This is a genomic window from Sphingopyxis sp. CR5, from assembly GCF_059693785.1.
On sequence record NZ_JCATIE010000002.1, the window covers coordinates 418,611 to 439,405 of the forward strand.

The 20,795-nt window shown below is 61.2% G+C and carries 23 protein-coding genes and 1 pseudogene; 1 reads left to right on the top strand and 23 read right to left on the bottom strand.

Annotated elements, in window-relative coordinates:
* Positions 1 to 70: 70 nt before the first annotated feature.
* From AC58D2_RS04840 to AC58D2_RS04930, 19 genes and pseudogenes are all read right to left on the bottom strand, one after another.
* Positions 71 to 307, bottom strand: coding sequence for a DUF2274 domain-containing protein (locus tag AC58D2_RS04840; protein ID WP_497387845.1), 237 nt, complete (start codon positions 305 to 307; stop codon positions 71 to 73).
* The gene (locus tag AC58D2_RS04845) at positions 304 to 1,482 is read right to left on the bottom strand and encodes a TraB/TrbI/VirB10 family type IV secretion system protein (protein WP_497387847.1); all 1,179 of its coding nucleotides are present in this window, start codon (positions 1,480 to 1,482) and stop codon (positions 304 to 306) included. Before AC58D2_RS04845 ends, AC58D2_RS04840 begins: the two co-directional genes overlap by 4 nt.
* Positions 1,479 to 2,480: a P-type conjugative transfer protein TrbG gene (trbG, locus tag AC58D2_RS04850; protein ID WP_497387849.1), complete on the bottom strand. Its 1,002-nt coding sequence runs from the start codon at positions 2,478 to 2,480 to the stop codon at positions 1,479 to 1,481. Before trbG ends, AC58D2_RS04845 begins: the two co-directional genes overlap by 4 nt.
* Complete coding sequence (gene trbF, locus AC58D2_RS04855) at positions 2,480 to 3,160, bottom strand: conjugal transfer protein TrbF (RefSeq protein WP_010240179.1); 681 nt, start codon at positions 3,158 to 3,160, stop codon at positions 2,480 to 2,482. The genes trbG and trbF overlap by 1 nt, the downstream gene beginning before the upstream one ends.
* 6 nt (positions 3,161 to 3,166) lie before the next feature.
* The gene (gene trbL, locus AC58D2_RS04860; RefSeq protein ID WP_054523338.1) at positions 3,167 to 4,480 is read right to left on the bottom strand and encodes a P-type conjugative transfer protein TrbL; all 1,314 of its coding nucleotides are present in this window, start codon (positions 4,478 to 4,480) and stop codon (positions 3,167 to 3,169) included.
* A gap of 1 nt (position 4,481) precedes the next feature.
* Entirely contained in the window at positions 4,482 to 4,808 is a 327-nt protein-coding gene (gene trbK-alt, locus AC58D2_RS04865) for a putative entry exclusion protein TrbK-alt (RefSeq protein ID WP_054523337.1), read from the bottom strand.
* Positions 4,809 to 5,019: 211 nt separating this feature from the next.
* A pseudogene (locus AC58D2_RS04870) lies at positions 5,020 to 6,735 on the bottom strand (conjugal transfer protein TraG); the annotation flags it as partial.
* Between the two features lie 511 nt (positions 6,736 to 7,246).
* A complete protein-coding gene (locus AC58D2_RS04875; RefSeq protein WP_010240235.1) occupies positions 7,247 to 7,468 on the bottom strand; it encodes a hypothetical protein in 222 nt (73 codons plus the stop codon).
* A gap of 400 nt (positions 7,469 to 7,868) precedes the next feature.
* Positions 7,869 to 8,255, bottom strand: a complete 387-nt coding sequence (locus AC58D2_RS04880) for a single-stranded DNA-binding protein (RefSeq protein WP_088713434.1) — start codon at positions 8,253 to 8,255, stop codon at positions 7,869 to 7,871.
* A gap of 354 nt (positions 8,256 to 8,609) precedes the next feature.
* Complete coding sequence (locus AC58D2_RS04885; protein ID WP_156170875.1) at positions 8,610 to 8,972, bottom strand: hypothetical protein; 363 nt, start codon at positions 8,970 to 8,972, stop codon at positions 8,610 to 8,612.
* 74 nt (positions 8,973 to 9,046) lie between these two features.
* On the bottom strand, positions 9,047 to 9,505 hold the full coding sequence (locus tag AC58D2_RS04890; protein WP_494227961.1) for a methyltransferase domain-containing protein: 459 nt from the start codon (positions 9,503 to 9,505) through the stop codon (positions 9,047 to 9,049).
* Between the two features lie 214 nt (positions 9,506 to 9,719).
* The gene (locus AC58D2_RS04895) at positions 9,720 to 10,211 is read right to left on the bottom strand and encodes a sterol desaturase family protein (protein ID WP_497387853.1); all 492 of its coding nucleotides are present in this window, start codon (positions 10,209 to 10,211) and stop codon (positions 9,720 to 9,722) included.
* Entirely contained in the window at positions 10,118 to 10,546 is a 429-nt protein-coding gene (locus tag AC58D2_RS04900) for a transposase (RefSeq protein WP_497387855.1), read from the bottom strand. Before AC58D2_RS04900 ends, AC58D2_RS04895 begins: the two co-directional genes overlap by 94 nt.
* 226 nt (positions 10,547 to 10,772) lie before the next feature.
* Positions 10,773 to 12,125 carry an MBL fold metallo-hydrolase gene (locus tag AC58D2_RS04905; RefSeq protein WP_497387857.1) on the bottom strand — a complete coding sequence of 451 codons (1,353 nt, stop codon included), beginning with the start codon at positions 12,123 to 12,125 and terminating at the stop codon, positions 10,773 to 10,775.
* A 71-nt stretch (positions 12,126 to 12,196) separates the two neighbouring features.
* Positions 12,197 to 12,901 (bottom strand): NAD(P)H-binding protein, encoded by a 705-nt coding sequence (locus AC58D2_RS04910; RefSeq protein ID WP_494227992.1) that lies wholly within the window; start codon positions 12,899 to 12,901, stop codon positions 12,197 to 12,199.
* A 93-nt stretch (positions 12,902 to 12,994) separates the two neighbouring features.
* Positions 12,995 to 13,483, bottom strand: coding sequence for a DUF6692 family protein (locus tag AC58D2_RS04915; RefSeq protein WP_046904121.1), 489 nt, complete (start codon positions 13,481 to 13,483; stop codon positions 12,995 to 12,997).
* The gene (locus AC58D2_RS04920) at positions 13,480 to 14,007 is read right to left on the bottom strand and encodes a DUF305 domain-containing protein (protein WP_494227991.1); all 528 of its coding nucleotides are present in this window, start codon (positions 14,005 to 14,007) and stop codon (positions 13,480 to 13,482) included. Before AC58D2_RS04920 ends, AC58D2_RS04915 begins: the two co-directional genes overlap by 4 nt.
* Positions 14,004 to 14,417, bottom strand: coding sequence for an ion channel (locus AC58D2_RS04925; protein ID WP_494227990.1), 414 nt, complete (start codon positions 14,415 to 14,417; stop codon positions 14,004 to 14,006). The genes AC58D2_RS04920 and AC58D2_RS04925 overlap by 4 nt, the downstream gene beginning before the upstream one ends.
* Positions 14,414 to 15,157 (bottom strand): glutaredoxin family protein, encoded by a 744-nt coding sequence (locus AC58D2_RS04930; protein ID WP_047822768.1) that lies wholly within the window; start codon positions 15,155 to 15,157, stop codon positions 14,414 to 14,416. The genes AC58D2_RS04925 and AC58D2_RS04930 overlap by 4 nt, the downstream gene beginning before the upstream one ends.
* Here AC58D2_RS04930 and AC58D2_RS04935 point away from each other — a divergent pair.
* Positions 15,156 to 15,428, top strand: coding sequence for a hypothetical protein (locus AC58D2_RS04935; protein ID WP_120108476.1), 273 nt, complete (start codon positions 15,156 to 15,158; stop codon positions 15,426 to 15,428). The genes AC58D2_RS04930 and AC58D2_RS04935 overlap by 2 nt on opposite strands.
* Before the next feature lie 24 nt (positions 15,429 to 15,452).
* On the opposite strand, the gene AC58D2_RS04940 is transcribed toward AC58D2_RS04935, so the two are convergent.
* The 4 genes from AC58D2_RS04940 to AC58D2_RS04955 form a co-directional block, all read right to left on the bottom strand.
* Complete coding sequence (locus tag AC58D2_RS04940; protein ID WP_046904117.1) at positions 15,453 to 16,826, bottom strand: APC family permease; 1,374 nt, start codon at positions 16,824 to 16,826, stop codon at positions 15,453 to 15,455.
* Positions 16,827 to 16,946: 120 nt separating this feature from the next.
* Complete coding sequence (locus tag AC58D2_RS04945) at positions 16,947 to 19,157, bottom strand: copper-transporting P-type ATPase (protein WP_179945453.1); 2,211 nt, start codon at positions 19,155 to 19,157, stop codon at positions 16,947 to 16,949.
* A 149-nt stretch (positions 19,158 to 19,306) separates the two neighbouring features.
* Complete coding sequence (locus AC58D2_RS04950; RefSeq protein ID WP_494227897.1) at positions 19,307 to 20,140, bottom strand: RNA-binding domain-containing protein; 834 nt, start codon at positions 20,138 to 20,140, stop codon at positions 19,307 to 19,309.
* 63 nt (positions 20,141 to 20,203) lie between these two features.
* Positions 20,204 to 20,476: a DUF5676 family membrane protein gene (locus AC58D2_RS04955; protein ID WP_120108471.1), complete on the bottom strand. Its 273-nt coding sequence runs from the start codon at positions 20,474 to 20,476 to the stop codon at positions 20,204 to 20,206.
* Positions 20,477 to 20,795: the final 319 nt, after the last annotated feature.

The following is a 20,795-nucleotide window of genomic DNA, read 5'->3' on the forward strand; positions in this document are numbered from 1 at the left end:
TACCTATTGGCACTATTTGCATTAAGTTGTTGCCGAGAAGAATCAGAGAAAGTCCGGACACTGTCGGCAATTATTGGTTGGATATTGTGGGCGTCCTTCTACGTGCCTTGGCAAAATCCCGGTCACTAGCGACGAAGCGCTCGATCATTGGTGGGATCAGAGCTGCGGGCTCGGGTGCACCCTCTGAAACGCCGCCATTGAGCACGACCCCATTTTCGACGAGTCGGCGATGGAGCCGCGCAGGAATCTCGACCGTCAACTTGACGGGCTTGCCATCGGTGACATCGGAGAGCTTGAGTCGGGTCATGCACCACCCTCCAGCACAATATCGCGCGTCACCAGAACGCGTACGGGAAAGCCGGGACGGATCGTCAGCGTCGGGCGGATGTCGAGCTCGCGTGCAACGACCTGCTCGCCCGCGCGATTGATGCTGTCCTGGGTACCGCGGCGAACAGCGCGCAGCAGATCATCATCTCCGCCTGCGCCGAGTTCGCCGCCAATCCCGAGCAAAGTGGAAACGAGCGCCGCCTTGACGACACCGCCCCAATGGTAATCGACGCCGTCCTCCAGCCCGGCATAGCCCGAGGGATCGGCAGCTGGCTGGCGATCGAGCACGATCGAGCGACCATCGGGCAGGATGAGCCTGGTCCAGGCCAGCAGCAACCGACGTTGGCCGAATCCGACATCGGACTCGTATTCACCGATCAGGCGCGCACCTTGCGGGATCAGAAGGTGCCGCCCGGTCAGGCTGTCATAGACGTTCTCGGTCACCTGCGCAGTCACCAGGCCGGGCTGGTCCGATCGGATACCGGTAATCAGCGCTGCCGGAATGATCGACCCGGCCTGAAGCAGCGCGCCAGATGGCACCGCCTCAAGCCGCTGCAAAGACGCTGTCCGCGTGTCGGCAGGCCGCTGAAGAAAACTCGGCCGCGCGGTCGAGACGGATGGCTGAACTGGTGCTGGGGGTTGCGGCTCAGCACTCGAAGCTGCCGGGCCGGAATTGGCGGCGGGTGTCCCGCCGCCGAAAAACAGGCGACTGCCGCGCGCCGCCTCGCGTTCCTGTTCTAAGCGTTCGCGCGCTATATCCTCGGGGCTCGGCGCCGCCCGCTGTGACGGTGTCGGGGGCGGGGCGCCGACCGGTGGAAGCGCGACAACTGCCCCGCGATCCTGCGCCTCGAGGATCGGTTGACCGAGATCGCCCGGCAGCGGCGGCCCCAACCTCGGAACCTGGGAATAGTCTGCCGGGGCAGTGGCAAGTCCGTCTGCCACAGCAATCCCCTCGGTGTTGACCAGCTCTTCGCCGCCGTCCTGCGAAGGCGGCTGCAGGGCGTAGAGCAATATACCGCCAAGCACGGTCAGACCCGCGGCGCTGGCAATGCCGATAGCCTTGCGCGACAGCCTTACCACGCGCGGTCCTTCTCCGCGCAATTGAACGATGCTTTCGGCATCGGGTGGCGGCTCGGTCTTGCCTTCCTCCTTCACGACCGCCCCCGCTTGCGGTTTTCAATCTTCACGCGGACCTGTCTGCGACCGGCACCGAGGCGCAGTTCGGCCTTGTGGAAGAGGCGGTCGACGATGAGAAAGCGCCCGGTGACCCGGTAGTTGACCAGCTCGGCTGCGCCATCCGCGCCCACCACAAAGAATGGCGGCATTTCGCCCCGGGCGATATCGGGTGGAAACTCGACCAGGGTCCGCTGTCCGTCGTCGAAGACGCGGACGGGTCGCCAGTCGGGCTTGTCGCCGGAAATGCGGTAATCGAAATTGAGCGCCTCAAGCGTGAACCCGTCGGCGACTGGTACGGCTCGCGCCGCTCGCTCTTCTTCGCGGCGCAACGCGATCAGTTCGTCCACCGGATAGGACCAGCTGACCGAGGCCATATAGATGTTCGGGTTGGCGCGCAGTTCGATATGATAGGTGCGGCGGTCGGTGTTGATGACCAGATTGGTGGCGATATCGGGCCGTGTCGGTTTGATGAGGATATGAACCCGCTGCGTCGCTCCCGAGCCGCTCAGCGTGTCGCCGATCATCCAGCGCACGGTATCACCTGCAGCAACCGGCCCGGGGCCGACCAGTGTTTCGCCCTCTTGCAAGGCGATGTCGGTCACCTGCCCGGGCTTGGCGTAGACCTGGAACAATGCACCTTCGCGATAGGCAAAGCGCTGGATGGCATTGTCGAACCCTGCATTGTCCGGTTCGATCCTGGCGGCCTCGTTCGCCGCTCCCACATGGCTCTGAGGATCAGGGGCGGGGTCAGAGGCAGGGGAGCGGCGCGCGGCAGTGGGGGAGGCCTGCCGCGAGGGGGTGGTGGCATATGCAATGGCCTGAACAAGGCGGGAAGCATCGGCGAGGTCGGAGGCGGTGATCGCACGCGATGCGGCCTGGGCCTGCGGCGCAGGCGTCGCTGCTGCCGGCGATCCGGCAAGGAGCAGAACGCCGGCTGCGAGCAGCGGCGGACGGGAGAGTTGAAGTAAATGGGTCATCAGCCAAGCTCCTTTGACCAGTTGATCGAGGTGACGAAGATCCCGAGCGGATTGCTGGTGAGCGCGTCGGGCGTTCTGGGAGGCTGGACGGCAACGCCGAGGATAGCGGTCCAGCGAGTGGTTTCGGCGAGCGCGCCGTCACGGTAGCGCCGCTCGACCCAGGCCACGCGGAAGCTGCGCGGGGAGGCACGAATCACGCTGGTGACATCGACCGCCACCTGTTCGCGGCCGATTGCCGCGAACGGGTCGTTGGCCCGCGCATAATCGTTGAGCGCCAAGGCACCCTTGTCGCTGGCGAACTGGTAGGCTCTGAGCCAGTTCTCGCGCACCACAATTGGATCGTCGGGGATAGCGCGGACATGCTCGATAAACCGGGCGAGGTGAAAGGCGATCTGCGGATCGGTCGGCTCGTAATCCGCAGCGGCGGGAGCTACGGTGCGGGCCTCGCCCAGCCTGTCGACCTCGACCACCCAGGGCACGATGGTGCCGCGCGCATTCTGCCACACGAGCCCGCCCGTCAGCGCTGCCGACAGGCCGAGGGCGCCGAAAAAGGCGTAGCGCCAGCTCTTTGCCTGGACGCGCGCGGAACCGATGCGTTCGTCCCAGACCTGCGCCGCGCGCTGGTAGGGCGTCTCTGCTTGAGGCGTTTTTGCGTACCGGATCGAAGGCCGTTTGAACATTGGAGGCTAATCCTTCTCTTTGGTGTCGATGGAAGCGCCTGCACCGTGGCCATCACCGGAGCGCACGGTGTGCGCGGCAAGCGAGGCCGAGTGCCCCAGGCTCTGCCTGTGCTTCATGGACCGCGCCCAGGCCGGGGGGCCGTTCGTCTGTTCCGGATCCGGTGACGAAGCACCGGGAGCGGGCACGATGCGGCCACCCATATTCCCGACCGACGCACGCGCACCGTCGCGGAAATTGCTCCTGGCGCTATCTGCCGCCTTGCGCAGCGGCGACATGGCGGCACCGCCTGCTGCGCGGCCAACACCCGCCATTCCGCTTGCAACCGCGGCGCCGCCGCTCTTGCCCGCCGAACCGGTTGCATAGGCCATGGTCGCACCTCCGGCAGCGCGAGAGGTGCCTCGCGCGACGGAAGAGGCAGCACTGGCGACCGCGCCGCCTGCAAGTTTGGCACCGGCCACGCCGCCAACCGCAGCACCGCCTGCAAGAAGCGCGGTGCCTGCCGCAGCGCCGGCACCGAGCTGCGGACCGCCCGCGACAATGCCATTGGCGATCCCCGGCCCGAAAATGCCCAGACCAAGCAGGGTGAGGCTGGCGAGCACGATGGCCAGCGCATCCTCGATTGTGGGCTCGCCGGGGATGGCGCCGGTGAACTCGGCGAAGAGCGTCGAGCCGATGCCGATGATGACGGCGAGAACGAGCACCTTGATCCCCGACGAGACCACATTGCCGAGCACGCGTTCGGCGAGGAAAGCTGTCTTGCCGAACAGGCCAAAGGGAATGAGGACGAACCCCGCCAAGGTCGTCAGCTTGAACTCGATGAGGGTAACGAACAGTTGGATGGAGAGAATGAAGAAGGCGATGATGACAATCGCCCAGGCGACCAGCAGGATAGTGATCTGCAGAAAATTCTCGAAGAAGCCGACATAGCCCATCAAATCGGCAATCGATTCGAGGAGCGGCCAGGCGGCATCGATGCCGACCTGCGCTACCCTTCCCGGCTGCAACAGATCGCTCGCGCCGAGCCCCGAGCCGCTCGCCTTCAGGCCTAGCCCGGCAAAGCTGTTGAACACGATGTTGGCGAGCGCGCTCCAGTTGCCGATGATGTAGGCAAAGATGCCGACGAAGAGCGTCTTCTTGACGAGCCGGGCGATGATGTCGTCGTTCGCGCCCCAGCTCCAGAAAAGGGCGGCGAGCGTGACATCGATCACGATCAGCGTGGTCGCGATGAAGGCGACCTCGCCCGAAAGCAGCCCGAAGCCGCTGTCGATATATTGCGAGAAGATCGCGAGGAAGCGATCGACAACACCGGTGCCGCCCATGTCAGTTCTCTCCTCTCGCTTCGCGGGAAAAGGACTCAGGCAGCGCCCTGTCGCCGATCCCGGAATAAGCCTCGGGGTGATCGACGGCGAAGAAGCGGCGGCGCTTCTCGGCCCAGGCGGCGCGGCAATCGGGCGAGGACAGCGCCAGTTCGCCCATTTCAGCGCAAACCCTCAGCTGTGCCGGGAGCGGATCGCCGTCGGGCACCCATATGCGCCGGTCGGCTTGCCGCACCGGCGCGGGCTCCTCGCGCAGCTGGACGATCGTCGTCGCGATGGCGAGACCGACGAACACAACGGCACCGATGCGCGCGAGGAGCTTGGTGTCCATCGCGGATCAGTCCGATCCGCCGGGCAGATAGCGCGGACGAATAGCGAGAAGGCCGCTTCCATGCGTTCCGATCCATCGGGAGAGAGAAAAGAGCCGATGGCCGCCTCTACCACCGAAGCCTGGGAAACGCGCTTGCGACCCGCATAGTCTGCAAGCTGCCGGGAAAGGGCTGGCGGCAGGCGGAAGGTATGCTTGATACGGTTGCTCTTGCTCATAGCTCGATACCGTCGCCAGGATCGAGCGCAGCGCGCCGCGCATTGGCCTGCATCCGCTCGGCCATTCTGCGATTGCGGTTTGCCTGATCCTCGTCGGTACGGTCGTCAAACTCAAATTCGTTGGGAATTGCCATGGGCGGCGGCGCCCCATTCTCGTATTCCGGCAATTCAGGCGATTGGCGGATCCCGCCATCGGACTGGCGATCATCGACCTCGTACTCTTCAGACCCGGTCAGCAATTTCGCGGATTGCGCAGGCGCGGTCACAAGTCTCCCGTGCCATTCGCTCTCATCCGCCGCAAACTCGCCCTTTTGGACCGTTGGTGGACGCTCTACCCGTTTGCTGAGCCGGGGGTCGTGGTAGTAGCGCGCTTTCCTGGCACGGATCGGATGCACGCCTGCGAGCATCACGATTTCGTCGGTATCGGGAAGCTGCATGATTTCGCCCTGGGTCAGAAGAGCGCGCGCCGTCTCCGAGCGCGAGACCATCAGGTGACCAAGCCAGGGCGAGAGGCGGTGTCCGGCATAATTGCGCATCGCCCGGGTTTCGGTCGCGGTCCCGAGTGATTCCGAAACGCGCTTGGCAGTGCGCTCGTCATTGGTCGCGAAGCACACCCGCACATGGCAATTGTCGAGGATGGCATTGTTCTGCCCGTAGGCTTTCTCGATCTGGTTCAACGACTGCGCGATCAGAAAGGCTTTGATGCCGTAGCCCGCCATGAAGGCGAGCGCGCTTTCGAAAAAGTCGAGTCGGCCCAAGGCCGGAAACTCGTCGAGCATAAGGAGAAGCCGCTCGCGATCGGCACCCTCCTGCAGGTCCTCGGTCAGGCGTCTTCCGAGCTGGTTGAGGATGAGCCGGATGAGCGGCTTGGTGCGGCTGATGTCGGAGGGCGGGACGACGAGATAGAGTGTGACCGGTCGGCCCTGTGCCACCAGGTCCGCGATACGCCATTCGCAATGCCGGGTGACCCTGGCGATCACCGGATCGCGGTACAGCCCAAGGAACGACATGGCGGTCGAGAGCACGCCCGAGCGTTCGTTCTCCGACTTGTTGAGCAATTCTCTCGCCGCGCTCGCGACAACCGGATGGATGCCGTCTTCCCCCAGATGCGGCGTGTGCATCATGGCGGTCAATGTCGCCTCGATCGATCGGCGCGGATCGGAGAGGAAGTTCGCCACCCCGGCGAGCGTCTTGTCAGGCTCGGCATAAAGCACATGCAGAATGGCCCCGACGAGAAGCGCATGGCTGGTCTTTTCCCAGTGGTTGCGCCGTTCGAGCGAGCCTTCCGGGTCGACCAGCACGTCGGCAATGTTCTGCACGTCGCGCACCTCGTTGATGCCGCGCCGCACTTCCATCAGCGGGTTGTAGGCTGCCGATGCCTCATTGGTCGGATCGAACAGAAGCGTGCGGCTGAAGCTGGAGCGGAAACCAGCGGTCAGCTCCCAGTTCTCGCCCTTAATATCGTGCACGATCGCCGAATGCGGCCAGGTCAGGAGCGTCGGGACGACAAGCCCGACACCTTTGCCGCTGCGCGTCGGCGCGAAGCAGAGCACATGTTCGGGCCCGTCGTGGCGAAGATAGAGATTGGCGTGCTGGCCGATAATGACGCCCTTGCCCGACAGAAGGCCAGCGCGTGAAATTTCGGAACGGGTCGCCCAGCGCGCCGAGCCATAGGTCGCGCTGTTCCTGATCTCTCGGGCGCGCCAGGGTGATGGCGCATGCCCTGGCAATGGGGGGAGCGACACGATGCTGCGTTCGGATTTGTCGCCCCTACCGATCATGAGCTCGGCAGGATCGAGGAAGGGCGGCATCCGTGCAGGGCCCGACGCTCCTGCGCCGCCCGGCAGGCTTTCGGCTGCAATGCCGAAAGGTCCGAAAAAGATGCCGCACCTGCGATAGAGGCAGCGGCCAAGGGCCTGTGGGAAGCAAGGCAAGCGGGGCCTGTCGCGGCCGTAGCTTCCCGCTCGCCCGACCCGCTGCCGGTTCGCAAGTGCGTGCGGGGCCCCGGAACGCATAATGCCGCACCCTCAGGAGCGCATCGCCAGATGCGCGGGACAGAGTGCGTCCCCAGCCCCGCTCGACATATCCCGAAGGCCCGTGGGCCAGGCTGATATTCGGAGAAACGCCGGTTTCTTCTGGATCGACATCTTGACCCTAGCGCTCAGCTACGGAAACACGAGAAAAGGGCAGGAACCGCTGCTGGCCCCTGCCCTGCCGAATGTCTCAGAATTCGTCGAGCATTCCGCCATGGACGGTATGAACGACCCGGATCGCAAGATGCGGGGGCAACGCGTTGTAGTCGCCTTCGTCGACCGCGCGATATCCGAGTTCGTCATCCTCGATAACATGCTGGTCGAAGAAGCTGTGCAAGGCCCGTTGCTCAGCTGTTTCCAGAGCCTCGAAATAATTGCGCGAAGGCAGTGTGCATTTCGTGAAATAGGTCATGATAATCCTCCTGAAATCTGTCGCGAGACGACAGGAGGTTGGCCGATGGGCCCGGGCAGACCGGGTCACAGGATCGCCTGACAGGGCGACCGCGAAGCGGCGCAGGGGGAAACGGTTTTGTCCGGTGCCGGATGCAATCCGGCGGCGGGCAAAATGGTGGGCCCCCTGCCGTCCTTGATGCGGGCGGCGCGGGACCATCATGCTGGAAATGCGGTAAGCCAGGCCAATCCAGTCCACCTCAAACGACCGTTTCAGATGATCGCTGCCATAAGGGGTCGGGCCCTCCGGGCAGCGCCTGGCTATTCCCCGGAGAAAAGACCGAGCGAAAGGACGTGTGTACAGCGAAAGAGGCCCTGCCGTTTCCGGCAGAGCCTCCTTTGGCTGGTTCGATGGCGCCGGATCAGTCGATCGGAGGAGCGTCCTGGTTGTCGCCGCCATTGGCCCGCGAGAGGAAATCGACCTTGTCGGCAAGGATCTCCGAACCATACCGCGTCACACCGTCCTGGTCTTCCCACTGGGTATAATGGATGCGGCCCTGAACTGAGACCAGCTGGCCTTTCGAGCAGTACTGACCGACGGTCTTGGCGAGGCCGTTGAAGCAGGTCACACGGTGGAATTCGCTGTCCTTGGCGGTGTAGCCGTTCTCGTCCTTGTAGGTCTTGCCGTCCTTGTCGCGTGCAGGACGATCGGTGACGACAGTGATCCCGGTAACGCTGGTTCCGCCCTTGGTTTCGCGGGTTTCCGGATCGCGGGCAATGCGGCCGGTGAGGATAACGAGATTGGTCATGATAAATTCTCCTTCAGCTTGCGAACCGGAAACCATTTCCGGCTTGCGAACGTCGATGAGAAGCAGGGCATGGGAGGACTGCACCGCGGGCCCGGCAGGGCCAAGGGAAACCGGTTCATGACGGGTGGTGCGGGCCGCCCGCAAGGCGGGCAACACGGCCGGAAAGGAACGGGTTGCGGTTCCTCAGCTGACCTGGTTCAGACAGGTTCGCTCAGGAAAGCCGGATTGGCTTACGGTCGGGCATGAAGGGCGGTTGATGAGCCGGTCTATCCTTCGGCCCTTTCGTCTACGCGGGGCGATCTTCGAGACACAGGCATGTTTCCATCAACAGAGGTACTCGCAGAGCTCGAAGAGTCACGCCGCAAGATCCCCTTCGGCAACCTCCAGACGGTTCGCCCATGTCAACATGATCCAACCGAAGAGCAAATTCACAAGCACGCGAAAGGGGAAATACAGGAGAGCCGGAAGGGCAAAGATCCAATCGATGAGCGCATTCGGTGCAAGCGCGTAGCCAACCTCCTTGAGGAAATACAGAATTGGCAAATGCATGGAGATGTGGGTTTCAACGGTAACCCCGATGCCAATATTTGCATCCTTTGCGATCTCCCACGCTGCATATAGCGTAATCAATCCATCGATCATGCCGCCAATGGCGCCAGACCAAGCCAGCAAAATCAAAAACAATCTCAATTTCTTGCCCATTTCACTTCCGGTCACGCCGGCGCAATGAAAGCGGGCGCAGGCCCCATCTTGCCGTCACCGCGCATTGCTGCGCCCAAAATCCTGTTTGATTAACAAGGTTCTTCCGCTCGCTTCATCGCGCTGATTATCGATATCGAACCGGTGACTGTGTTGAATTTTCTGAGCTCCCGGACCTCGACGAAACCGGCTCTGGACATCAACGGGATGAGCACCCCATCCGCATTCGGCTGCGTATCTGCAATTCCATCCAGCTGCTGAATCGTTGCCCTGAAAAGCTTACGCATGATCCACGAGGTTTGCTCTCCATAGTCCGCAACGAACAGGCGACCGCCCGGTTCGAGCACGGAATGGATCTCGCTTAGAAGCCGCATCTTCTCGTCGAGGCGCACCTGATGGAGAACAAGGCAAAGCGTTGCGATACTCGGTGTAGGCCAGTCCGCGACCGCATCTGCGGACATCATCGCGCGCCTGAATTCGACGTCTATGCCCGCGCGCCGCGCTTTCGCGCGAGCGATCTCGATAGCATCGCCGTCCGGATCGATCCCCAAATAGGTGATCGCCGCATCGCCGGCGCTATGAGCAGCGAGAGACTGCCCGTTCCGGCTCCGACATCGAGTAGAACATCGTTGTCGTTCGGCGCGATGAGCCCGACAAGTGTCTTGCGCCATTTGGCCTCGCGGGTCGTGAGCCGGACACCAATGTCGTAAAGTGGCGTCAGGAAGCTGTAACCCGCAGGCGGCGTGTAGTTTGTCTGCTCGGCCATCACGCTTGCCCTTCGTTTCGTACCGGGCCAGTCTCGGGTGAGGGCTGCCGCGTTCTAAACGGTTCGGTTAGCTGAGCCAGATACGTCTCGGGATAAGATTCCACACCAGCGAGGCCGACGGTTCCGGATCTTATATGCGCGCTCGAGACAAACTTGCCCGTGCCAAGAAGCAGGTCCCAAATGGTGAAAAAGAGGCCGAAATTGACATTGCCCTCGGTTTCGGAGGCGAGGTGATGGTGGCGGTGCACCGGTGCAACGGCCCAGAGATATCTGAGCAGCCCGATCCGCATATCGACATTGGAGTGCTGAAGTTGCAGCTGGATCACGACCGCAAACGTCCCGACAACGGCGACGTCGGTGGGGATAGCGACCTTGGCATCGTGCGTGTTGCCCGGCGTCAGCAGGAGGATGTGCGGGCGGCCCTTCTCGTCGCAGACGGCATGGAGCTTGGTGTTGCGTCCGCCTTTGGTGATGCCGATACCATGAGCCAAGGCCCCCCTTTTGCGCCGCCGGCGGTGCGGTGGACCTTGATGCAGCTGCTGTCGATGAAGAGCCTTTCAGGGACGCCATCGACCCCGGCGAGCTGGGCGAAGATCCGTTCCCACACGCCGCGTTCGGCCCAGCGCCGGAAGCGGTTGTAGAGCGTCTTCTTCGGACCGTAGACATGTTCCGGGCAATCGCCCCAGCGACCACCGCTCTTCAGAGCCTGAACAATCCCGGAAAGCACGCGCCGGTCATCGACCCTTGGCATCCCGCGCGTATCGTTCGGCAAGAGCGGCTCGATCCGCGCCCACTGATCATCCGAAAACCAGAAGAAATCCGCCATCCACCACACCTCCTCGCTGGAGGCAGGTGAATCACATCTCGATGCTGCTGTGAATCCCGTTTATGGGTCCGGACCCTAGCCTGAGCCGGTCTCGGCCGACAATCGACTGTATTACGACCAATGCACCCTGTGCGTGCCAAGCCTGAGACTTTGGAAGATCACGGCTCGCCGGCAGCGGAGCTTCGGGGAAATATGGGATTGAAAGAAACATGAACGCGGTGATCGTCTACGAGCTTTGCTGCTTCCAAGCGCCCATGGAGCCGAGATAGATGTCGAGGCGCTTGAAGCCCTGGCTCGCCAGCCAGCCTGCGGCAACGCTCGCCCGCATGCCGCTCGCGCACATCAGCGTGTAGTGTCGGTTGCGGTCGAGCTCTTTCCATCGCGTGTTGAGCTCGCCAACATAGATATGTTCTGAGCCGTCGATGCTTGCTTCCTGTCGTTCGTCCGCGTCGCGCACGTCGAGCAAAGTCCATTCACGGCTGTCCTGATTGAGCCTGCGCGCGATTTCCTCGGTGCCGATCATGGGAATGTTGCGCATCGCTTTGCCCTGAGCAGCGGCCGGAACCACGCCGACATAGCCGCCGACAACATTATCGAGACCGATGCGCACCAGATGGGCCGTGGCGTGGGCTAGCTGGTCTTCCTGGGAAGCGACGAGCGCGATCCTGTCGCCTTCACCGAGGAACCATCCGGCAAAGGCCGGTATCATTCCCACCGGAAGGCACATGGCACCCGGCAGATGGCCGGCAGCGTAGGCGAGCGGCTCGCGCACATCGACCAGGTGATCAGCGCCGCTCTTGCTAAGGTCTTCCAGCCCCAGACGCCTTGGCCGCATAATCCGCGGCGCGGCATCGGACCCTTCGAGGTTGAGCCGCTCCATCAGCCGGAAATAGGGCGGCTGGTAGTGGTGTTCTGCCACCTTCGCCTTGATGAACTCGTCGCGGTCGGAGATGCGCAGTCGCGGGTTGTTGCGTCGCTCGTGGCCGATTGTCGAGAATTCCCGGTCCGCCATTCCCGACCCGCAGACCGAGCCCGCACCATGCGCCGGGTAGATAATCGCCTGATCGCCGAGGCCGCAAAGTTTCTGCAGGGAATCGAACAAAAGGCCCGCGACTTCTTCCTTGCGCTCGGGATAGAAGTCGGTGCGCCCGACATCGCCGACGAACAGCGCATCGCCGGTAAAGACGCCGACCGGTCCCTCGCAATATTCGCTGTCATGGATGACGAAAGCGAGATGATCGTCGGTGTGTCCAGGTGTTTCAAGCACCTCGATCCGCAATTGACCCAGCTCGAAACAATCGCCCTCGCGTGCGGTATTGGCAAAAACGATCTCGCCTGCCGCGTTGGGCCCGTGATAGACCGTGGCTCCTGTCAAATCGGCCAAAATCGGCGAGCCGCTGAGCAGATCCTCATTGCGATGGGTTTCGAAGATATGCGTGATCTCCAGCCCTTCGGCCCGGGCCTTTTCGACATAGACCTCGCAGTCCCGGCGCGGATCGATGACCGCCGCCTGCCCGCCCGAGCCGATGATATACGAGAGGTGCGAGAGACCGGGGGTTTTGATCTTCTCCAGAAACATACGACTTCCTTGTCTGTTGCTCAAAACTTGTAACGTGCGGGTCCGTCACAAGTCGAAAAATGATACGACGTTTAATCGATACCGAGTTCGGCCTTGATGGCGGCAGGACTTTCGAACTGTTCGGCTTCGGGCCTGCCGATGGCAGGTTTTGCGTTGATCCAGATGTCTTCGCACACGAAGTCGAGGAGGCTTGCCGCGAGATCTGCATGACGGCATCGGAAACAGCCTTCTGCCAAGCGTTCGTCCGAAATGACGGCATCGCCGGTGTAAGGCTCATCCAGGAGCCAGCCCGGTCGTGCGGCCGTCCATTTGATGCCTTGGTCGTCGCTGAGCATCGCTTCCATGGCGCGCATCTGCTCGAGTATATTGAACAATGCAGGCTTGGCGGTGAGCTCAAACCACGCCGGAACGCTCGACTGATGTTCGACGAAGGCAGCGGAGATCACGGCAATGCGGTCGATCTTCGCTTGTGCCATCGCCCCGAGCAGGTTGCGCGTGCCATCGGAATAGAGCGGCGGTGGATCGATCGCATTGCCCGGACCGAAAGCGACACCGAGCGTCGAGATAACCGCGCGGCAGCCATCGAGATCGCCCGCGAAATCATCCGACAGCACATCGCATTCGATATATTCGAAGTCGCCCACCCGCTCGTCTGGCCCGGGCACGGTGTGTTCGAAGGCGCGGATCGGTATGTCCCGCGCAAGGGCACGCCGCAATAGCTCGGTGCCGGTCTTCCCGCCTGCACCGAAGACAGCGATGGGCCTCGTATCGGTCATCTGCTTGTTCCTGTTAAGACTGGTGAGGGCGACGAACGGAGGAGCTGCGGGCGCACGGGGTAGCCAACGGCCCGCCCATGCGCCCTGCCAGTATCAGGCTCCGCCTGCCGGACAGGTGGTATATCCCCAGAACCCGAACTCGTCCTTCATCCGGGGTCCGACGACGATCATCTCCTGCATTTGCAGACCCGCATCGCCTTCATCATCCAGTACACGGGTCCTGATCCGAAGCTCGCCATTCGAATAGCTGCCGGGGCCATCGGCGGTGACGGGGATCAATTTGCCATTGATCTTGATCGCACCGCCCCCGTCGCCGTCATAGACAAACGAGGGAAAGGCCACTTCGGTCAGGCGGAACTGGCAGGCCTGCCCGGCACCTAGTGCCGCGATATCGGCGTCATTCATTGTCTCGGGAAGCATCAGGCCCGGGCTGACATTAGCCAAAGCACTGGCCGCGGCCTCGATCGGCGCGGCAGTAGCGGGCGGGTCGAGCTGGGCTTCGCGGTCGTTGCCCGGAGCGGTGTTCGAATTGCAGGCGGCGAGCGGAAGCGCGATGAGCGCCGTGAAAGCTATCTTTTTCATTGCTGCATCTCCTCGGGGAGGCGTTCTTCGGTCCGCGGACCGTTCTGCTCGATATCGTCTATGAGATATTTCATCTCGGCGATTTCGCGGCGCTGCGCGACGATGATGGCCTGCGCGAGTTCGCGCACGCGAGGATCTTTCAGGCTCGCGCGTTCGCTGGTCATGATCGCGATTGAGTGGTGCGGGATCATCGCTGCCATATATTCGGTATCGTCGACGGTGGTCTGGCTGCGCACCAGCCATAGTGTGAGCGCGAACACAAAGGCGCCGACGCCCAGAATGATGAAGTTCTTGGTCGGGTCCTTGTACATGCCCCACATGAAGAGCAGCATGACGATCATCATCATCGCGCCCATGACGAACATCATCCAGAAGCGCGTTTCGCTCCAGAAAACATCGTCAATCGTGAAGGTGTTGGCATACATCAAGAAGAACATGATCACGGTCGAGGTCGACACCATGGCCATGAACCGCCAGTAGCTGCCGCCCCCTCCCTTGTCCGAGTGGGTCGTCTTTTCGGTCATGCTTCTTCTCCTTTATGCATCATGGTCCAGAATAGCTGCGCCGAGCAGCTGATGAGAGCGAAGCCGGTGAGGGCCTCGACGCCGGCGAGAACCCGCAGGTGCTCTGTTGGGAAAATGTCCGCCAAACCAAGCGTCGTCACGTTGATCAGAGAAAAATAGAAATAGTCCATCGCGGTCATCGCGCCGGCCTGCCGGAAGCCGCCCAGACCCATCTCCTCGCCGATCCAGAAGCCGGCGGCGAAGAACGCCGCTACGGTCAGATGCGAGAAAAGAACGAGCAGCGCGATGCCCAGCTTGTGCAGAAGGCTGCAGTTTTGCTCGAGCAGCGTATGGCCCGCATTCAGTATGACGAGGTGCGAGCCCACCGATATCAGGAACAGCGAGGTCGCCAGGATTAAACCGAGGATCATGTAAAGACCTTGAGACCCATCCAGAGCCCCATCCCCATCATGAACAGGTTCTCTGTCAGCGAGACGAAACCGAGCGGGACGTTGCTGCTACCTCCGACGCAAGCGCATTTGAGCTCACGCTTGTCGATGTAGACAGCCTTGAAGACGCTGACAGCGCCGACGGTGCCGATGAATAATGCCAGCGGGGCAGAAAGCCAGGTCAGTGCGCCCGCGGTCATGAGAATGCCGGCAGCGGCTTCGCCGAACGGATAGACGAAGCCATAGGGCACCCAGCGCCGTGCGAGTAGATCGTAGTTGAGGAACATGGTCGAGAAACTGCGCACGTCCTGAAGCTTCTGGACGGCGAGCAAGGTCATCGAGAGGCTGACGAACCACTCCGCGGCCCGAACGGTGAAGAGGTCGTCAAAAAACGCCCAGCTCAGCCCGAGCGCGAGCAGCAGCGCGACCGCGAAAATCGCAATGACCGGCTGATAGCTGGTTTCGCCTTCCTCGGGCTGCGAGCGGCTTTTGCCGAAGAACTCGCGGACATCGTCATAGCCGCCAATGCGCTTGCCTTCCATAAAGGTCTGCGGCGTGGTCTCGACGTCGTGCTTGTCCTTGAACGCGTCGGTTTCCTCCCTGCTGGTCAGGTGATGATCGTCGACCTCGAAGCCTTGCCGCTTGAGAAGATCGACCGTTTTGATGCCATAGGGACAGACATGATCCTCCATCACCATCCGGTAAACACTCGCAGTTTTCATGCCTTTACAGCCCCTTGTTCACACGCACAGCCTGGGGCTGCTTGTTCAATTCCAATGTTCGTTTCGCGTTTTCATTTCATCGTTCTTCGAAAGAGAAACGATGTTTGTCGCAATCGCCGACATTCCTCCCGCGAATCTCTTTCTGCCGGTCGATCGCGCGGCCTGGTACGGACAAGATGGACAAACTTCCGGTATTCCGATTGCAGCCGAAGGAATAAAGACGGGCGGGGCGGCGCGAAATTACGGCGCCGCCTCAAAAATATTTATCTGAGCTGCCAAACAGCCAATGTTGCGCTCAAGGACGGTCGTGATCGCCGCTTCCGCTCTCGACCTTGTTTTCAATAGAATCTGTGTTCGTCTCCCTGCGCTGGCCGGACAGAAATATCCATTCCGCCACGAACACGGCCGCGATTCCGATCACCGCATAGGAAACCACGGCCGGATCGCTCTTGAGTTTGGCGGCCGTAAATGCGGCGAGCACAACGGCGTCGGCCGCCAGCGCGGTGAGCAGGACGGAAGCGCGGGCGCCGATCTCTTTGCGAAGACTGCGAAACACGCCCCAATGGACGAGCATGTCCATGACAAGGTAGAAGAAGGCGCCGAGCGAGGCGATGCGGGAAAGGTCGAACAGGACCGCCAGTGTGCCGGCTATGACGACCGTATAGACCAGCATGTGGCTACGGATGCCGCCCTTCATTCCGAAATGGCTGTGGGGGATCATCTTCATCTCGGTCAGCATTGTCAGCATCCGCGAGACGGCGAACACGCTCGCAATGACCCCCGACGTAGTCGCCGAGATGGCAATCGCTACGGTGAAATAGAACCCGAGATCTCCCAATGCGGGGCGCGCTGCCGCGGCCAGGGAATAGTCACGCGCCTGAACGATCTCGCCGATGCTGAGACTGGAGCCAACAGCCAAGGCGACGAGCAGATAAACCACGATGCACACGGCAATCGAGATCATGATTGTGCGACCGACATTCTTGTGCGGATCGACGATTTCTCCGCCACTGTTGGTGATGGTTGTAAACCCCTTGAATGCAAGGATCGAGAAGGCCACCGAAGCGAGCAATGCTTCGCCGTTCGACAAGGAAGCAGGCTCGGTAAAGGCGCCTGCGAACAGTCCGCTGGCCCAGATCGCCGCAACTGCGAACACCGCTATCCCGCCAACCTTTATCGCCGACATAACGAGCGAAAACCCGCTTACCGATCTATTGCCCGCGGCGTTGACCAGATAGGCGAAAACGATGAGTCCCAGTGCCAAGCCCGATATCAGCAATGCGTTTTCTTCGAGCCCAAACGGACGCAGCGCATAGGTCGCGAAGGTTCGCGCCACCAGGCTCTCATTGATAACCATCGACATGGCCATCAGCACTGATGCGGAGGCCGCGACGACACCCGGACCATAGGCCTTTTGCAGGATCATCGCGATGCCACCCGACGATGGCCAGGCATTCGACATCTTGATGTAGCTGTATGATGCGAGCGCGGTGATGAGCGCGCCTGCGACGAAGGAGAGGGGGAAGAGAGGGCCGGCAAGCTCCGCGATCTGACCGGTGAGCGCAAAAATGCCCGCACCGATCATGACGCCAGTCCCCATGGCAACGCCGCCAAGCAGGGTGATGCTGCTCTTGTTCAGATTATCTTCGTGCGCCGAATGGTTATCCATGCGGTTTACCTTTCTATGGCTTGCGTCGCGCTGCCATCTTCCACAGGCGACCGGCCCTGCCGCAATGCGGAGGCATTGAGGCATGGATCAGGGATGGCGATTTGTTCGATTGTCGAATGTTCACAGCTTCGCACTACGAAGTCTGAGCGAGTTCAGGACTACCGATATGGAGGACGCACTCATCGCAAAGGCTGCGAACATTGGGCCAATCAGGATGCCGAAGAAAGGATAAAGAACACCGGCCGCGACGGGCACGCCCGAGGCGTTGTAAATCAGCGCAAAAAACAGATTTTGCCGAATATTGCGCATCGTAGCCCGGGCAAGCTTGCGGGCCCGGACGATCCCGTCGAGATTGCCTCTAACGAGCGTAATCCCCGCACTTTCGATCGCGACATCCGCGCCGGTTCCCATCGCAATGCCGACATCTGCCTGGGCAAGCGCCGGAGCGTCGTTAACCCCGTCGCCGGCCATGGCCACCTTGGCACCGCCTTCCTGCAATTCACGGATGAGCCGCGCCTTGTCCGCGGGAAGAACGCCTGCGCGAATGTCGTCGATACCAAGGCGGGCGGCAACCGCCTGCGCCGTCCGCTCATTGTCGCCGGTCGCCATAATGATCGTAAGGCCGAGCTTGTGCAGGTCCTTGATCGCCGCAGGAGTGGTTTCCTTGACCGGGTCGGCAACGCTGATGAGGCCAGCAATCTTGCCTGCCACGATCACGAACATGACGGTTTCGCCTTCGTCGCGGCGCGCATTGGCCTTTTCGCTGAGCGTGGCACCTTCCAAACCGAGGTCTGACAGGAGCGCAAGGTTACCCAGCGCGACGCGTTTACCGGAAACCGTGCCCATGACGCCTTTACCGGTTACGGCCTCGAACTCGCTGGCGGTTTCCATCGCGACGCCGCGTTCTTCGGCGCCGCGCACGATCGCTTCTGCGAGCGGGTGCTCCGACCCGCGCTCGAGCGACGCCGCCAGGCTCAACACCTCGATTTCATCGTGGCCCTCTTCGGGCATAACCGCGACGAGCCTTGGGCGCCCCTCGGTCAGCGTACCCGTCTTGTCGACGATCAGCGTATCGATTTTCTCGAAGCGCTCGAGCGCTTCGGCGTTCTTGATCAGAACGCCCGCCTGCGCCCCTCTTCCTGTCGCGGTCATGATCGACATCGGCGTCGCCAGGCCGAGAGCGCAGGGGCAGGCGATGATCAGTACCGCAACTGCAGCAATGAGGGCATAGGCAAGCGCTGGTGCGGGGCCCCAGATCGCCCAGGCGATGAAGGCGAGCACGGCTATACCGATAACCGCGGGGACGAACATGCCGGCCACCTTGTCGGCGTACTTCTGGATCGGCGCGCGCGAGCGCTGTGCGGCCGCAACCATTTCCACGATCTGCGCGAGCATGGTGTCTGATCCGACACGTTTCGCTTCGATCACCAGGCTGCCTGTTCCGTTGATCGTTGCCCCGGTCACGGCGTCGCCCTCGACCTTTTCGACCGGGACTGGTTCACCGGTGATCATGCTTTCGTCGATAGACGAGCGGCCTTTGAGCACTACACCGTCAACGGGCACCTTGTCGCCTGGGCGGACCCGCAATTGGTCGCCAACAGCCACGTGCTCAAGGGGGATTTCTTCTTCAGTGCCGTCTGCCCTGATGACGCGGGCGGTTTTGGCTGCAAGATCAAGGAGAGCGCGAATGGCCTTACCGGTGCCTTCACGCGCGCGCAGCTCCATGACTTGGCCGAGGAGCACAAGCGTAACGATAACGGCCGCGGCTTCGAAATAGACGCCGACATGTCCCTCTGGATCGCGAAAGCCATCCGGGAAGATGTCCGGTGCCAGGACGGCGACGACACTGAAAATCCATGCGGCGAGAACGCCCATGCCGATGAGCGAGAACATGTTGAGGTTCCAGGTGCGGAACGAATTCCAGCCCCGTTCGAGAAACGGCCATCCGCTCCACAACACGACCGGTGTACCGAGCACCAGTTCAATCCATAGGGTGGCCCGCTCGCCAAATATTTCGCGCACGCCCGGCCAGCCCACATAGGGGCCCATCGTGAGAACAAGCAGCGGCAAGGTGAGGATGGCGCCGACCCAGAAACGCCTTGTAAAGTCGACGAGCTCCGGGTTCGGTCCGTCATCGACCATGGCCGCGGATTCGAGTTCGAGACCCATGCCGCAGATCGGGCACGACCCCATCTTTGGCTGCCGGACCTGCGGGTGCATGGGGCAGGTATAAACCGGTCCGTCATAACCAGCGGGAACGAGATCGTAGCGGCCATCATCGCCAGCAACGGCTTCGCCGTGGCCGCTATGGCTGCAATTAGAATGGTCCATCATAGTCTCCCTGGATCTGGCCAAAGGTGTGCCAGTGTTCCGCCGACAAGGCCGAACCGAGCTGACAGGCGGCGTACCCCGCTGAAAGTGACAGCGTGAAACGGGAAACGAGATCAACCCGACTTGCCGATTTATGGCAGAGGATCATCTCATGCCTGCCGTGCATATTCTTTTCCGCGCTGCGAAAGGTGAGTGTGCGCTTCGCGCGCATCCAATTCCCGTGTACTGCTGCCGGCGCGGAGCAAGAAGCGCGCCACTCCATTGTCGAGAAAATAGATCGGTTCGAGGCTCTTTTGTGCGATCACGCGGCAAACAGTTCGGCCATCGAGATCGTGAAAGTAACAATGGATCAGGGCGCAGGCGTTACCGCCGAGTGCTGATCGTATCGCGTCCATCAGCACGCGCTCGAACCCGTCCTTATTGGGGTGCTTGAGAGTCTTCAGATCGGCCTCGATTCCTACGATGCCCCCGCTATCGTCGACGCCGATGAGCAGCGTGCCGCCATCATTGTTGAGAAATCCGGCAATCGTTTTGAACACGACCTGTTGAAGGCTTCGATTTGCGCGCTGTTCACGCGTATCCCAACGCAGCGACGATTTGAATTCCAGCTGTGCGCCCTCGCCTCGGGCGATGAGCAGCGGCAGCTCTTCGGCCAATTGATGCTCCAGAGAGCGGATTATCTGGCGATCTGCCATGAGCCGCAGATGATAAAGACCAAACGTCAGGCCGATTGCGCCGCCGATCACCGCGAAAGCCAGGCTCATGGGCAGCATTTCGATTTCAAATGCCGCGCTCAGTCGATCGACCGCCGAGCCCAACTGCTCAGCAAATGGCACGCTCGCCGCTGCTGCCCCTCCAGACCCATAAACGAGCGCGGTGAGCGGATGAAGGATTAAGATGCCCAGCACTGGCCCGATAACCGTATGCAGGAACAATTCCGTCTTTTTGCTGAAAGACGAACCGGAAAAGGGTAAGCTGTGCATTGTCATAGGCTTTGCGACCTGTGCGGAATTCGCGGCAGCGGATAAATCCACATTGCCGGTTCTTCACCCGATCCTTTTTCTGAAATAGCGGACGAGCGGGACCCCTAGGATCGCGATATACCAGCCATAGAGAAAGCTGTCGATAGCCCCGGCGAAGAAGCCAGGCCATGTCAACCAATCGAAGCCTGGCAGCAAAGGCGCCCATGCTTCATGCATATGGAAAGTATCGGGCGCGATCAGGCCAAAGGCCACGCAGAGCAGATAGGTAATCAGCAGTAAGACGCTGAAAGCCCAGCCCCAGGCAAGGATTGAACCTTTCGTCGTCGCATTGGTCATCTTTCTCTCCGTCGTATACTATAGGGGGGTATAGTGTATTGCGAACTGCTTTGCAACTGTGTCAAAAGCAGTCAGGAATGAACTCGGCGTCTGGAGAGAACGGCATGAGCGATGATCAAAACCCCAAGTTCCGTGATGTCTTGACCCGAATGCGCAAGATCGAGGGGCAGGCGCGAGGAATATCGAGAATGATGTGTCCCCCGTCAGCGCCAATGGCACAGATTTGAGGTTGTGATTTAAGGAGGATTTGGGCTTCGTCGTAGTGACGAAGGAACGAAGATGAAGCCCAAATCCTCAAGCTCCAAAAAGCCCGCCGAAC